Origin of the sequence: Pseudomonas sp. BMW13, from assembly GCF_013357275.1 — a bacterium.
Classification (GTDB): Bacteria; Pseudomonadota; Gammaproteobacteria; order Pseudomonadales; family Pseudomonadaceae; genus Aquipseudomonas; species Aquipseudomonas khazarica.
Window position 1 is genome coordinate 40,447 of sequence record NZ_SUKD01000021.1, and the last position, 13,315, is coordinate 53,761.

Annotated in this window: 14 protein-coding genes; 8 read left to right on the forward strand and 6 right to left on the reverse strand. The window is 65.4% G+C overall.

The features are described from left to right. Positions 1-6: 6 nt before the first annotated feature. Positions 7-666 carry an alpha/beta hydrolase gene (locus tag E4487_RS16595; RefSeq protein ID WP_037055996.1) on the reverse strand — a complete coding sequence of 220 codons (660 nt, stop codon included), beginning with the start codon at positions 664-666 and terminating at the stop codon, positions 7-9. Between the two features lie 478 nt (positions 667-1,144). Here E4487_RS16595 and E4487_RS16600 point away from each other — a divergent pair, with 478 nt between their 5' ends. The 4 genes from E4487_RS16600 (at position 1,145) to E4487_RS16615 (ending at position 5,519) form a co-directional block, all read left to right on the forward strand. After that, a complete protein-coding gene (locus tag E4487_RS16600) occupies positions 1,145-2,173 on the forward strand; it encodes an amino acid ABC transporter substrate-binding protein (RefSeq protein ID WP_037055998.1) in 1,029 nt (342 codons plus the stop codon). A 139-nt stretch (positions 2,174-2,312) separates the two neighbouring features. After that, positions 2,313-3,497 carry an amino acid ABC transporter permease gene (locus tag E4487_RS16605; RefSeq protein ID WP_037056000.1) on the forward strand — a complete coding sequence of 395 codons (1,185 nt, stop codon included), beginning with the start codon at positions 2,313-2,315 and terminating at the stop codon, positions 3,495-3,497. A 9-nt stretch (positions 3,498-3,506) separates the two neighbouring features. Further along, entirely contained in the window at positions 3,507-4,604 is a 1,098-nt protein-coding gene (locus tag E4487_RS16610) for an amino acid ABC transporter permease (RefSeq protein WP_037056002.1), read from the forward strand. 153 nt (positions 4,605-4,757) lie between these two features. After that, complete coding sequence (locus E4487_RS16615) at positions 4,758-5,519, forward strand: amino acid ABC transporter ATP-binding protein (RefSeq protein ID WP_037056004.1); 762 nt, start codon at positions 4,758-4,760, stop codon at positions 5,517-5,519. Positions 5,520-5,585: 66 nt separating this feature from the next. Here the strand turns inward: E4487_RS16615 and E4487_RS16620 are convergent, their stop codons facing one another. Then, entirely contained in the window at positions 5,586-6,530 is a 945-nt protein-coding gene (locus tag E4487_RS16620; RefSeq protein WP_175253885.1) for a GlxA family transcriptional regulator, read from the reverse strand. Positions 6,531-6,650: 120 nt separating this feature from the next. On the opposite strand from E4487_RS16620, the gene E4487_RS16625 reads away from it, so the two are divergent. From E4487_RS16625 to E4487_RS16640, 4 genes are all read left to right on the forward strand, one after another. Further along, positions 6,651-7,121, forward strand: coding sequence for a nuclear transport factor 2 family protein (locus E4487_RS16625; protein ID WP_150606391.1), 471 nt, complete (start codon positions 6,651-6,653; stop codon positions 7,119-7,121). Between the two features lie 99 nt (positions 7,122-7,220). Continuing rightward, on the forward strand, positions 7,221-7,940 hold the full coding sequence (gene pcsA / locus E4487_RS16630) for a phosphatidylcholine synthase (RefSeq protein ID WP_134678233.1): 720 nt from the start codon (positions 7,221-7,223) through the stop codon (positions 7,938-7,940). Then, positions 7,937-8,254 carry a GIY-YIG nuclease family protein gene (locus tag E4487_RS16635; RefSeq protein ID WP_037056025.1) on the forward strand — a complete coding sequence of 106 codons (318 nt, stop codon included), beginning with the start codon at positions 7,937-7,939 and terminating at the stop codon, positions 8,252-8,254. Before pcsA ends, E4487_RS16635 begins: the two co-directional genes overlap by 4 nt. A gap of 107 nt (positions 8,255-8,361) precedes the next feature. Further along, the gene (locus E4487_RS16640) at positions 8,362-9,297 is read left to right on the forward strand and encodes a glutathione S-transferase family protein (protein WP_047585067.1); all 936 of its coding nucleotides are present in this window, start codon (positions 8,362-8,364) and stop codon (positions 9,295-9,297) included. A 162-nt stretch (positions 9,298-9,459) separates the two neighbouring features. Here the strand turns inward: E4487_RS16640 and eutC are convergent, their stop codons facing one another. From eutC to E4487_RS24915, 4 genes are all read right to left on the reverse strand, one after another. After that, a complete protein-coding gene (gene eutC / locus E4487_RS16645; protein ID WP_037056013.1) occupies positions 9,460-10,269 on the reverse strand; it encodes an ethanolamine ammonia-lyase subunit EutC in 810 nt (269 codons plus the stop codon). Positions 10,270-10,284: 15 nt separating this feature from the next. Next, complete coding sequence (locus tag E4487_RS16650; RefSeq protein WP_175253886.1) at positions 10,285-11,679, reverse strand: ethanolamine ammonia-lyase subunit EutB; 1,395 nt, start codon at positions 11,677-11,679, stop codon at positions 10,285-10,287. Between the two features lie 46 nt (positions 11,680-11,725). Continuing rightward, entirely contained in the window at positions 11,726-13,174 is a 1,449-nt protein-coding gene (eat, locus tag E4487_RS16655) for an ethanolamine permease (RefSeq protein WP_037056018.1), read from the reverse strand. 63 nt (positions 13,175-13,237) lie between these two features. After that, positions 13,238-13,315 (reverse strand): hypothetical protein (locus E4487_RS24915; protein WP_369812106.1); only part of this gene is annotated, 78 nt, incomplete at its 5' end.

Sequence of the window (13,315 nt, forward strand, 5' to 3'; positions counted from 1 at the left end):
GTTCGGTCAGCCGGCTTGCAGCTGGCTCAACCAGTCGGCGATATCGCGAATCTCCTCCGGCAGTACCTCATGCGCCATCGGATAGTCGCGCCATTGCACCGGCACTCCGCAGGCGTGCAGGCGATCATGCGCGGCGCGTCCCATGTCGGGCGTCACCACGTCATCGAATTTGCCATGCAAACACAGCACCGGCAGTTGTCTTTTTGTATCCGTCAGCTGCATTTCATCGCTGAAGGTCGGGGCGTAGGTCGACAGCGCCAGCACGCCGCCGAGCGTTTCGGCGTAGCGCAGGAAGGCGGTATGCAGCACCACCGCTCCGCCCTGGGAGAAGCCGGCCAGGACGATGCGTTCGGCGGCGATGCCGCTGTCCCGCTCGGCTTCGATCAGGGCGATGACCTGGTCGGCGGAGGCCTCCAGTTGCGCCTGGTCGATGGCGCGGGCCGGGCTCATGGCGAGGATGTCGTACCAGCTGGGCATGCTCCAGCCGCCATTGATGGTCACCGGGCGTGTGGGGGCCTGCGGCAGGATGAAACGGGTGGTTGCCAGCCGCTCCTGCAGCATCTCCGCGACCGGCAGGAAATCGTAGCGATCGGCCCCCAGCCCGTGCAGCCAGATCACACTGGCATCGGCGGTTTGTGGGGGTTGCAGAATCATGGGTGCGGTCATTGGTAGCTCCAGTGTGGTGCGAGTGCCCGATGTTGGGGCGGCGCTATGTGCCAGTCTCGACTAATCTGTGAATAAGTTGTCGCAAGGGTGAACATTTTGCTCTTGACCCTTGTTCATCCTGCATTTTGCAGGCTGCTGGTACGGGGCTTGCTAAGGCAGATGTGGACTGACGATGCAGTGCGGCAAAGGTAACACTGTGCCATTGCCGACTGCTCAACAGGCAGGAATCTGCTGTGTGGGGTTCCTTAGTAGACCGTCCGGGCGGCACGCCGCCCAGGCGGATGACGATCCGTCTCTGGCCCGTTCAACCAATGGGCAGGGCAGGGGCAGTTGGCCAGCAGAGGGCATTGCCGACTAGACTCCCGCCTGACGTCCGATTTTCTCGCCGACCTCGTTGCTGCCAGCGGGGCGTGCACCTCAAAAGGGTTGGGAAGCCGGACTGAGACTCCAACACAACAAGAGCAACTGGAGGTTTTTGATGAAGATGGTGAAATCCACCCTGGCTATGCTGACCACCGCTGCGGTGCTTGGCGTCAGTGGCTTCGCTCAGGCGGGCGCCACTCTGGACGCCGTGCAGAAGAAAGGCTTCGTGCAGTGCGGTATCAGCGACGGTCTGCCGGGCTTCTCCTATGCAGATGAGAAAGGCAACTACCTGGGTCTGGACGTCGACGTCTGCCGCGCTGTTGCTGCCGCGGTCTTCGGTGATGCCAGCAAGGTCAAGTACAGCCCGCTGACCGCCAAGGAGCGCTTCACCGCGCTGCAGTCCGGCGAGGTTGACATCCTGTCGCGCAACACCACCTGGACCAGCTCGCGCGATGCGGCACTGGGCCTGAACTTTACCGGCGTGACCTACTATGATGGCCAGGGCTTCCTGGTGAACAAGAAGCTGGGCGTTTCCAGCGCCAAGGAGCTGGACGGCGCTACCGTCTGCATCCAGGCCGGTACCACCACCGAACTGAACCTCTCCGACTACTTCCGTGCCAACGGCATGAAGTACACCCCCATCACCTACGATACCTCCGACGAGAGCGCCAAGTCGGTCGAGGCCGGCCGCTGCGACGTGCTGACCTCCGACCAGTCGCAGCTGTACGCGCAGCGCATCAAGCTGGCCAACCCGAACGAGTACGTGGTGCTGCCGGAAGTCATCTCCAAGGAACCGCTGGGCCCGTCCGTCCGTCAGGGTGACGAGGAGTGGTTCGACATCGTGCGCTGGACCCTGTTCGCCATGCTCAACGCCGAAGAACTGGGCGTGACCTCGGCCAACGTCGAAGAAACCGCCAAGACCACCAAGAACCCGGACGTCGCTCGTCTGCTGGGTGCCGAGGGTGAGTTCGGCAAGGACCTCAAGCTGCCGAAAGACTGGGCCGTGCAGATCGTCAAGCAGGTCGGTAACTACGGCGAGTCCTTCGACCGCAACGTGGGTGCCGGTAGCGAGCTGAAGATCGAGCGTGGTCTCAATGCCCTTTGGAACAAGGGTGGTCTGCAGTACGCACCGCCGGTGCGTTGACCGTCCACAGCGGCAGGCGGGAATCTGTTCATAGGCTCGTGCGCGCCTATGGACCGGTTCTCGGAGTCTGCCGCTGTCGTTTCCGCTGATGTGAACTCCGGCCAGCTTGCGTGCGGCCGGGGCTTCCAAGAGGGTTGTTATGCAAACGACTGCTAATGCCCCGCGCCCGCGAGGATCGTTCCTGAACGATCCGCAGGTGCGCGCGTGGCTGTTCCAGATCATCGCCGTTGTCGCTGTCGTGGCGCTCGGCTGGTTTCTCTTCCAGAACACCCAGGCCAACCTGGAGAAGCGCGGGATCATTTCCGGCTTCGCTTTCCTCAACAACAGTGCCGGCTTCGGCATCGCCCAGCACCTGATCGATTACACCGAGAGCGACAGCTACGTCCGCGTCTTCGTGATCGGGCTGCTCAATACCCTGCTGGTATCGGTCATCGGTATCGTGCTGGCCTCCATCCTCGGCTTCCTGCTCGGCGTGGCGCGCCTGTCGCCGAACTGGCTGATCAACAAGCTGGCCACCGTCTACATCGAGATCTTCCGCAACATCCCGCCGTTGCTGCAGATCCTCTTCTGGTATTTCGCCGTGTTCCTCGCCCTGCCTGGTCCCCGGCAGAGCCTTGATGTGGGTGAAACCTTCTTTCTCAACAGCCGCGGCCTCTACCTGCCTGCGCCGAGCCCGTCGGAGAACTTCGGGCTGTTCGCCGTGGTGCTGCTGGCGACCATCGTCGGCATCGTCGCCCTCGGGCGCTGGGCCAAGAAGCGGCGTGAGGCCACCGGCCAGATATTCCCGCTGCTGTGGACCTCGCTGGCGCTGATCGTGGTGCTTCCCGGCCTGGCCGTGCTCGTCGGCGGCAACCCGCTGCAATGGAGCGTGCCGCAGCTGGCCGGTTTCAACTTCCGCGGCGGCTGGGTGATGATCCCCGAGCTGATGGCGCTGACCCTGGCCCTGACCATCTACACCGCCGCCTTCATCGCCGAGAACGTGCGCTCCGGGATCATGGCCGTCAGCCATGGCCAGACCGAGGCCGCCCGCTCGCTGGGGCTGCGTCCGGGCATCACCCTGCGCCTGGTGATCATCCCGCAGGCCCTGCGGGTGATCGTTCCGCCGCTGACCAGTCAGTACCTGAACCTGGCGAAGAACTCGTCGCTGGCCGCCGGCATCGGCTATCCGGACATGGTCTCGCTGTTCGCCGGCACGGTGCTCAACCAGACCGGCCAGGCCATCGAGGTGATCGCCATCACCATGAGCGTCTACCTCGCCATCAGCATCAGCATTTCCCTGCTGATGAACTGGTACAACAAGCGCATTGCGCTGACCGAGCGGTAAGGAGCAGCCATGCAATCCCATACTTTTAAACCGGACCTGCCGCCGCCGCGCATGAGCGTTGGCGTGCTGGGCTGGCTCAAGGCGAACCTGTTCTCCAACTGGTTCAACAGCCTGTTGACCGTCTTCGCGATCTACCTGATCTGGCTGGTGGTGCCGCCGCTGCTGCAGTGGGCGATCATCGATGCCAACTGGGTCGGCAGCACCCGCGCCGACTGCACCCAGGAGGGCGCCTGCTGGGTGTTCATCCAGCAGCGCTTCGGCCAGTTCATGTACGGCTTCTACCCCAGCGAACTGCGCTGGCGCGTGGACACCACCCTGTGGCTGGCAATCGTCGGCGCGGCGCCGCTGTTCGTCCCGCAGATGCCGCGCAAGGCGCTGTACGGCCTGGCGTTCCTGGTGCTCTATCCGCTCATCGCCTGGAGCCTGCTGCATGGCGGCGTGTTCGGCCTGAGCGTGGTCGCCACCAGTCAGTGGGGCGGCCTGATGCTGACGCTGGTGATCGCCTCCGTCGGCATCAGCGGGGCATTGCCGCTGGGCATCCTGCTGGCGCTGGGGCGACGCTCCAACCTGCCGGCGATCAAGGTCCTCTGCGTCACCTTCATCGAGTTCTGGCGTGGTGTGCCGCTGATCACCGTGCTGTTCATGTCCTCGGTGATGCTGCCGCTGTTCCTGCCCGAGGGCATGCACTTCGACAAGCTGATGCGCGCACTGATCGGGGTGATCCTGTTCCAGTCCGCCTACATCGCCGAAGTGGTGCGTGGCGGTCTGCAGGCCATTCCCAAGGGCCAGTACGAGGCCGCTGCGGCCATGGGCCTGGGCTACTGGCGGATGATGGGCCTGGTGATTCTGCCGCAGGCGCTCAAGCTGGTGATTCCGGGCATCGTCAACGTGTTCATCGCCCTGTTCAAGGACACCAGCCTGGTGATCATCATCGGCCTGTTCGACCTGCTCAACAGCATCAAGCAGGCGACCACCGATCCGGCCTGGCTGGGCATGGCCACCGAAGGCTATGTGTTCGCCGCACTGATTTTCTGGATTTTCTGTTTCGGCATGTCCCGCTACTCCCAGCGACTGGAGAGGAAGCTGGATACCGGCCACAAGCGTTAGGAGCTGATCAGTATCTGCTGCGCGTCGGTCAGGCGGCGTTGAAAACGGTCCCGGAATGCTCAGGTACACCAGTACGCTGCGCATCCTCACCTGTTTTCGCCTTGCCTGGCTGCAGCGCCAGATCCTGAATCGGTCCCACGAGAGGAGTGAATTATGAGTGAAGCAGTCAAGCAACCCAGCGCCGAGCCGATGATCCTGCTGCAGGGCGTGAACAAGTGGTACGGCCAGTTCCACGTGCTCAAGGACATCAACCTGAGCGTGCAGGCGGGTGAGCGTATCGTGCTGTGCGGGCCTTCCGGCTCGGGCAAGTCGACCACCATCCGCTGCATCAACCGCCTGGAGGAGCACCAGCAGGGGCGCATCGTGGTCGATGGCACCGAGCTGACCGGTGACCTCAAGCACATCGAGGCGATTCGTCGCGAGGTGGGCATGGTGTTCCAGCACTTCAACCTGTTCCCGCACCTGACCGTGCTGCAGAACTGCACCCTGGCGCCGATGTGGGTGCGCAAGATGCCCAAGCGCCAGGCCGAGGAAATCGCCATGCACTTCCTCGAGCGCGTGCGCATCCCCGAGCAGGCGGGCAAGTACCCGGGACAGCTCTCCGGTGGCCAGCAGCAGCGTGTGGCGATCGCCCGTGCGCTGTGCATGAAGCCGAAGATCATGCTGTTCGACGAACCCACCTCGGCACTGGACCCGGAAATGGTCAAGGAAGTGCTCGACACCATGATCGGTCTGGCCGAGGACGGCATGACCATGCTCTGCGTGACCCACGAGATGGGCTTCGCCCGTACCGTGGCCAACCGGGTGATCTTCATGGACAAGGGCGAGATCGTCGAACAGGCCGATCCGGATACCTTCTTCACCAACCCGCAGAACGAGCGTACACAGCTGTTCCTCAGCCAGATCCTGCACTGAGCCAGCGCCACGCGATTCATCAGGGAGCCTGCGGGCTCCCTTTTTTGTGGTCGCCCGGCGGGCGGGTCAGCTGCTGCGGCGCATGCGTTTGCGGAACGTGCCGGGCGTTTCGCCGCACAGCTGCTTGAAGCGCTTGGCGAAGGTCGCGCGATCACTGAAACCGACCTGACAGGCAACCTGCTCCAGCGACTGCGTCGACTCGGCCAGCGCCTGCTGCGCCTGGCTGATGCGCAGGCGTTGCAGGTATTCGCCCGGAGTCATCCCGGTGGCCAGACGGAAGCGGCGCAGCAGGGTGCGCGAGGAGCAGTGCGCCTGCCGGGCGAGGCGGGGCAGGTCGAGTGCCTCGGCATGGTGCTCGCGCAGCCACTGCAGCAGCGGCACCAGCGTTCGGTCTTCGCTGTGCGGCAGCAGCGGGGCGAAGCGGGTCTGCGTGCCGCGCTGGCGTTCGATCACCATGGCGGCGGCCACCTGTTGGGCCAGCCACTCACCGGCGTGCAGGGCGATCAGGTGCAGGCACAGGTCGAGTCCCGCCTGGGCGCCGCCCGAGCAGAACAGCGGGCCATCCTCGGTCAGCAGCAGGTCGCTGCGCAGATGCACCTGGGGGTAGTGTCTGGCGAAGGCATCCGCCAGCGCCCAGTGCGTGGTCGCCTGGCGCCCGTCGAGCAGGCCGGCGGCGGCCAGCAGGAAGGCGCTGCTGCACAGGCTGGCGACTTGCTGGCGGTCGCGGCGTGCCAGCCAGGGCAGCAGCCTGGCGTTGCTTTCCAGGGTCAGGCCGACCGCGCTGCCGGTGGCCGGCACGATCAGCAGGTCGGCCTGCTCCGCCAGCTCCAGTCCGCCATCGACCTGGATCTGGGCGAACTCCAGCTGCACGGGACGGGCATCGAGGCTGAAGCGCTGGAGCCTGAAGCAGGGCGCGGCTGCCAGGCGGTTGGCCAGGGCGAAGGCGTCCTGCGCCATGCTCAGGCTGGAGCAGATGGTCTGGGGGCAGACGTACAGCGCGATGCGCAGCATGGCGGTATCCGATGAAAAGGTTGGCGATTATTGACACAAAGTTGTCCTGATCGCCAATCGTCTTCAGAGCGGGCGACGCACAGACTAGGCTGCATTCATCAGCGATTCGCAGGAACGCCCATGAGCCACCCCAATGCCGAACTGATCCAGCGCTTCTACAGCGCCTTCCAGCGTCTCGACGCCGAGAGCATGGCCGGCTGCTACGCCGAGGACGTGCACTTCTCTGACCCCGTGTTCACCGATCTGCGAGGTGCGCTGGCGGGGGACATGTGGCGCATGCTGTGCAGCCGAGCCGAGGGCTTCTCGCTGACCTTCGACGGGGTGGAGGCCGACGAGCATGGCGGCCGCGCGCGCTGGGTGGCCAGCTACCGCTTCAGCGCCACGGGGCGACAGGTGGTCAACCGTATCCAGGCGCGCTTCGTGTTCCGCGATGGCCTGATCGTCGAGCACCACGACCACTTCGATCTCTGGCGCTGGTCGCGCCAGGCGCTCGGCCTCAAGGGCCTGCTGCTGGGCTGGGCGGCGCCGGTCCAGGCGGCCATCAGACGACAGGCTGCACGTGGTCTGGAGCAGTTTCGCGCGTCGCGCTGAGGCGGGCGAAGGAACGCAGTGGTAGGCTAGCCGGTCTCAATTGCCAATAAAGCGTGCGCACACGGTGTGCTGCACCACCACTGCCCATCGAGACCTGCCGTGACCGAACTGATCGTTGCCGTTAAACAGGCCAAGGCCTGGGGGGTTCATGCCGTCACTGCCAGTGGCGTGATCCTCGCCCTGCTGGCCCTGCTCTCCGTACTCGATGGCCAGCCCAAGCAATGCCTGTTGTGGCTGGGCCTGGCCCTGCTGGTCGACGGCCTGGATGGTTCGCTGGCGCGGCGTTATGACGTCAAGAGCGTACTGCCGCACTTCGATGGTTCGACCCTGGACCTGGTGATCGACTACCTGACGTACGTGTTCATTCCGGCGATCTTCCTCTACCGCTTCATCCCGTTGCCCGATTACACCCCGTTGTTCGCGGTCGGGCTGATCCTGCTGTCGTCGCTGTTCTGTTTCTGCAACCTGAACATGAAGAGCCAGGACAACTACTTCGTGGGGTTCCCGGCGGCCTGGAACGTGGTGGTACTGTACTTCTACATCCTCGATGTGCACCCCTGGATCACCCTGGGCATGATCGTGCTGCTGGCCGCGCTGACCCTGACCAAGATGAAGTTCCTGCACCCCTTCCGGGTGCGCCAGTTCATGCCGCTGAACATCTTCGTGACCTTCGTCTGGATGCTCTCCAGCGCGCTGCTGATCCTGCAGTACCCGCACGACTCGGTGTGGATACTGGGCCTGTGGTTCGCCGCCTCGACCTATTTCGTCGGCATGTGCCTGTGGCGCTCGGCGCGCGAATGGTTGCCGCGGCGCGCATGAGTGCCGCGCCGGACAAGGCCTGGTTCGTCTACCTGGTACGCGCCGCCAACGGTGCCCTGTACTGCGGCATCAGCGATGACCCGCAGCGGCGTTTCGCCCAGCATCAGGCCGGCAAGGGCGCGCGTTTCTTCCATACCAGCCCGGCGCTGGCGCTGGCCTACGTCGAGGCCTGTGCCGGCAAGGGCGATGCCCTGCGTCGCGAGCGGGCGATCAAGCGCCTGAGCAAGGCGGCCAAGGAATCGCTCATTCTGGCCATTGATGGCGACGCATCAGCCCAAGGCGGTGTGCGCGACCCCCTGGCGCGGGTAAGCTGACGGCTTGGAGTCTTTTCAACGTCTGCGAGCCTGAGTCGCTGCCAGCGTCACATGGCTGAGAGAGCGCAGACCTTGAACGGGCATTCGGACCTGATACGGAGCGCCTCATGCACGAGTTGATTCTTCACCATTACCCCACTTCGCCGTTCGCCGAGAAAGCCCGCCTGATGCTGGGCTTCAAACAGCTGTCCTGGCGCTCGGTGATGATCCCTCCGCTGATGCCCAAGCCCGATCTCACCGCGCTGACTGGTGGCTATCGCAAGACCCCGGTGCTGCAGGTCGGTGCCGACATCTACTGCGATACCGCGCTGATCGCCCGTCGCCTCGAGGCCGAGAAAGCCGCGCCGGCGCTGTTTCCCGAAGGGCAGGAGTTCAATGTCGGCCTGCTGGCCCAGTGGGCCGACTCGGTCCTGTTCCAGCATGCCGTGGCGCTGGTGTTCCAGCCCGAGTCCATGGCCCTGCGTTTCGCCAAGGTGCCGCCGGAATTCGCCAAGGCCTTCGCGGCTGACCGCAGCGCGCTGTTCTCCGGTGGCACGGCCACCCGCGTGCCGCTGGAGCAGGCCAGGCACCAGTGGCCGGCCCTGATGGGGCTGTTGCAGCAACAGCTGCAGCGCGAACAGGGCGACTTCCTCTTCGGTGAACCCTCGCATGCCGACTTCGCCGTGGCCCACTGCCTGTGGTTCCTGCGTGGTACCCCGGTGACCTCGCCGCTGGTCGACGACTACCCGGAAGTCGCCGCCTGGCTCGGCCGTGTGCTGGGCTTCGGGCATGGTTCGTTGAGCGAGATGAGCAGCGAGCAGGCCATCGCCATCGCCAGCGAGGCAAGCCCGGCGGCGCTGCCGGACGAGGCGTTCAGCGACCCCAACGGCTTCGTGCCCGGTCAGGCGGTGAGCATCGCGGCGGTGGACTATGGCGTCGATCCGGTGCAGGGCGAGCTGGTCTTCGCCGGGCGCGACGAGCTGATCCTGCGTCGTGAGGACGAGCGCGCAGGCACCGTTCATGTGCATTTCCCGCGCCTGGGCTTCCGTATCGAAGCACGCTGATCGCTCGTAAGGATCGCGGCTAAGCCGCTCCCACAAAAGCCCCTGCCACTGCCGCGGAGGGGCTTTGGCCGCGACAGGTGCGGTCTTCGCCCACCCCACGGCGGCCAGCAGTGCGCAGGGTTCATCCTGCACCCTGTTCGCGGTACGCGGTGAGCGACCGCCTCAGCGCTGATCGGGCAGCAGGAAGTTGCCCGGCCCGCTGTCTTCGAGCGTCGGCACCTCGGCCTCGTCCTTGAGGTCGACCCCCGAGAGCTGGCGCCGGCAGGCTTCGCGCATCAGGTACATCAGGCGGAAGGTGGCCATGCCGTAGCTCAGGCCCTCCAGGCGCACGTTGGAGATGCAGTTGCGGTAGGCGTCGTTGAGGCCGACTTTCGGCCCGTAGGTGAAGTACAGCCCCAGGCTGTCCGGGGAGCTCAGCCCCGGCCGTTCGCCGATCAGGATCACCGTCATCTTCGCCCCGAGGCGTTCGCCGATCTCGTCCGCCACTGCGACCCGACCCTGTTCGACCAGGGTGATCGGCGCCAGCGACCAGCCTTCTTCCAGTACCTGCTCCAGCAGACGATCGAGAAACGGCAGGCTGTGCCGCTGCACCGCCAGCGACGACAGGCCGTCGGCGATGACGATGGCCAGGTCGTAGCCCCGGCCGTGCTCCTCGGCATAGTCGACCAGCAACTGGGCCGCGTCTTCGTGCAGGCGCCTGCCGAGGTCCGGGCGCTGCAGGTAGGTGTGGCGGTCGGCGGCGGCGCTGTGCAGCAGCAGGGTCGGCAGCTGGCGGTCGTGCAGCGCTTCGCGCAGGGCCGTGTGGTCGAACGGCAGGTGCACGGCGTCACGCGCCTGGGCGTGGGCGAACTGGAAATCCAGCTGGGCGCTGGTCGGCAGGCTGGTGCCGGCCCGGCCCAGGGCAATGCGCGCCGGTGTCAGCTGGCGCAGCTGCTGCCAGGGGTTTTCGGTAGCGGGGGACTTTTCGCTCATGACAACCTCGAATGATCAGGCCAGCTGGGCCAGGGCCTTGCGGAACGCCGGGGGCAATTCGTCGCCCATGCGCAGCTGCCCGCCCTGTTGCTGGAAGATGCCCATGCGTGCCAGCCACGCCTCGAACTCCGGCGCGGCGTGCAGGCCGAGGACCTTGCGCGCGTAGAGCGCGTCGTGGAACGAGGTGGTCTGGTAGTTGAGCATCACGTCGTCGGAGCCGGGAATGCCCATGATGAAGTTGATGCCGGCCGCGCCGAGCAGGGTCAGCAGCATGTCCATGTCGTCCTGGTCGGCCTCGGCATGGTTGGTGTAGCAGATGTCGCAACCCATCGGCACGCCGAGCAGCTTGCCGCAGAAGTGATCTTCCAGCCCGGCGCGGATGATCTGTTTGCCGTTGTACAGGTACTCCGGGCCGATGAAGCCGACCACGGTGTTGACCAGGAACGGATTGAAGTGACGGGCCACCGCATAGGCACGGGTCTCGCAGGTCTGCTGGTCGACGCCATGGTTGGCGTTGGCCGACAGCGCGCTGCCCTGACCGGTCTCGAAGTACATCAGGTTGTTGCCCAGGGTGCCGCGCTTGAGGCTCAGGCCGGCTTCGTAGCCTTCCTGCAGCACCTTGAGGCTGACGCCGAAGCTGGCGTTGGCCGCCTCGGTGCCGGCGATGGACTGGAATACCAGGTCCAGCGGCGCACCGCGCTCGATGGCGGCGATGGAGCTGGTGACGTGGGTCAGCACGCAGGACTGGGTGGGAATCTCGTAGCGCTGGATGACCGCGTCGAGCATCTCCAGCAGGGTGCACACCGCGCTCATGCTGTCGGTGGCCGGGTTGATGCCGATCATGGCATCGCCGTTGCCGTAGAGCAGGCCGTCGACCACGCTGGCGGCGATGCCGGCCGGGTCGTCGGTCGGGTGGTTGGGCTGCAGGCGCGTGGACATGCGCCCGCGCAGCCCCTGGGTGTTGCGAAAGCGGGTGACCACGCGGGTCTTCTGCGCCACCAGCACCAGGTCCTGCACGCGCATGATCTTCGATACCGCGGCGACCATCTCCGGCGTCAGCCCCGCGGCCAGGGCGGTGAGGGAGGCTTCGTCGGCGGCGTCGCTGAGCAGCCAGTCGCGCAGACCGCCGACCGTGAGGTGGCTGACCGGGGCGAAGGCTGCGCTGTCGTGGCTGTCGATGATCAGCCGGGTGACCTCGTCCTGCTCGTAGGGAATCAGCGCCTCCTGCAGGAAATGCTTGAGCGGCACCTCGGCCAGGGTCATCTGTGCGGCGGCGCGCTCGGCGTCGCTGCTGGCGGCGACGCCGGCCAGGTAGTCGCCGGAGCGCGCCGGGGTGGCCTTGGCCATCAGCTCGCGAAGGCTGTCGAAGCTCCAGGTCATGCTGGCGATGGTATGGGTGAAGCGGGCCATGCAAATCCTCCTGTCGCGGCCGCCCGTGGGCGGCCGCTTGAGCCTGTCAGCGCAGCGAACGTTCGGCGGCCTGGATGGCGGCGAACTCTTCCTCCGGTGTGCCGGACACCAGATGATGACGGCTGTACAAGGCGAAATAGGCGATGAACAGAGCGTAGATGACTGCCGCACCGATCACGACCCGTGGATCGACCAGGAAACCGGCGACCAGTGCCACCGCCGCCAGTACCAGCGCGACCGATGAGGTCAGCACTCCACCGGGCGTACGGTACGGACGCGGCATGTCCGGGCGGCGGATGCGCAGGGTGATGTGCGCCGCCATCATCAGCACGTAGGAGATGGTCGCGCCGAACACCGCTACCAGGATCAGCAGGTCGCCCTGGCCGCTCAATGACAAACCAAAGCCGATAATTCCAGGCACGATCAGTGCCAACACCGGCGCCTTGTTGCGGTTGGTCAGCGACAGGCTGCGTGGCAGGTAGCCCGCGCGGGAGAGGGCGAAGATCTGCCGCGAGTAGGCGTAGATGATCGAGAAGAAGCTGGCGACCAGCCCGGCCAGGCCGACCAGGTTGACGAACTGGCTCATCCAGGTGGAACCGCCGTAGACCTTCTCCAGCGCCTCGACCAGCGGGTTGCCCGAGGCCATCAGCGCCTGGGCACCAGCGCCGCCCGGACCGACCAGCAGGATCAGGCCGGCGAAGGCCAGCAGCACCAACATGGCGCCGATCAGGCCACGCGGCAGGTCGCGTTTCGGGTTCTTGGTTTCCTCGGCGGCCAGCGGCACGCCCTCGACCGCCAGGAAGAACCAGATGGCGTAGGGCAGGGCGGCCCAGATGCCCAGGTAGCCGAACGGCAGGAAGGTGCTGGCGCCGGTCGCTTCGGTGGCGGGGATGTCGAACAGGTTGGCCAGCTGGAAGTGCGGCACCATGGCGACGATGAACACCCCCAGGGCGATGGCCGCCACGGCGGTGATGACGAACATCAGCTTCAGCGCCTCGCCGGCCCCGAGCACATGGATGCCGATGAAGACCACGTAGAAGGCCAGGTAGACCACCCAGCCGCCGATGCCGAACAGCGACTCGCAGTAGGCACCGATGAAGCAGGCGATGGCAGCGGGGGCGATGGCGTACTCGATGAGAATCGCCGTGCCGGTGAGAAAGCCGCCCCAGGGACCGAACGCGGTACGGGTGAAGCCGTAGCCGCCGCCGGCCGTGGGGATCATCGACGACAGCTCGGCCAGCGAGAAGCACATGCACAGGTACATGGTCGCCATCAGCAGCGTGGCGACGAACATGCCGCCCCAGCCGCCCTGGGCCAGGCCGAAGTTCCAGCCGGCATAGTCGCCGGAGATCACGTAGGCCACGCCCAGGCCGATCAGCAGGATCCAGCCGGCGGCGCCCTGTTTCAACTGGCGACTGGCGAAGTAGTCGGCGCTGACCGCTTCCGTTTCCACGCCGCCTGCCGAGGCAGGCGTGGCAAGGGTTTCTTTGCTCATTGAGGTAACTCCTTGGCACCCCGTGACGAGGTCACGGGGTGAGGTTGTCGGGGGAATGGCAGATCAGAAGAACCCCAGCGGATTGATGTCGTAGCTGACCAGCAGGTTCTTGGTCTGCTGGTAGTGATCGAGCATCATCTT

Excerpts from the sequence above, each read along its gene's own strand:
- E4487_RS16595 (WP_037055996.1), bottom strand. The coding sequence starts at position 666 with ATGACCGCACCCATGATTCTGCAACCCCCACAAACCGCCGATGCCAGT.
- E4487_RS16600 (WP_037055998.1), top strand. The coding sequence starts at position 1,145 with ATGAAGATGGTGAAATCCACCCTGGCTATGCTGACCACCGCTGCGGTG.
- E4487_RS16605 (WP_037056000.1), top strand. The coding sequence starts at position 2,313 with ATGCAAACGACTGCTAATGCCCCGCGCCCGCGAGGATCGTTCCTGAAC.
- E4487_RS16610 (WP_037056002.1), top strand. The coding sequence starts at position 3,507 with ATGCAATCCCATACTTTTAAACCGGACCTGCCGCCGCCGCGCATGAGC.
- E4487_RS16615 (WP_037056004.1), top strand. The coding sequence starts at position 4,758 with ATGAGTGAAGCAGTCAAGCAACCCAGCGCCGAGCCGATGATCCTGCTG.
- E4487_RS16620 (WP_175253885.1), bottom strand. The coding sequence starts at position 6,530 with ATGCTGCGCATCGCGCTGTACGTCTGCCCCCAGACCATCTGCTCCAGC.
- E4487_RS16625 (WP_150606391.1), top strand. The coding sequence starts at position 6,651 with ATGAGCCACCCCAATGCCGAACTGATCCAGCGCTTCTACAGCGCCTTC.
- E4487_RS16635 (WP_037056025.1), top strand. The coding sequence starts at position 7,937 with ATGAGTGCCGCGCCGGACAAGGCCTGGTTCGTCTACCTGGTACGCGCC.
- E4487_RS16640 (WP_047585067.1), top strand. The coding sequence starts at position 8,362 with ATGCACGAGTTGATTCTTCACCATTACCCCACTTCGCCGTTCGCCGAG.
- eutC (WP_037056013.1), bottom strand. The coding sequence starts at position 10,269 with ATGAGCGAAAAGTCCCCCGCTACCGAAAACCCCTGGCAGCAGCTGCGC.
- E4487_RS16650 (WP_175253886.1), bottom strand. The coding sequence starts at position 11,679 with ATGGCCCGCTTCACCCATACCATCGCCAGCATGACCTGGAGCTTCGAC.
- eat (WP_037056018.1), bottom strand. The coding sequence starts at position 13,174 with ATGAGCAAAGAAACCCTTGCCACGCCTGCCTCGGCAGGCGGCGTGGAA.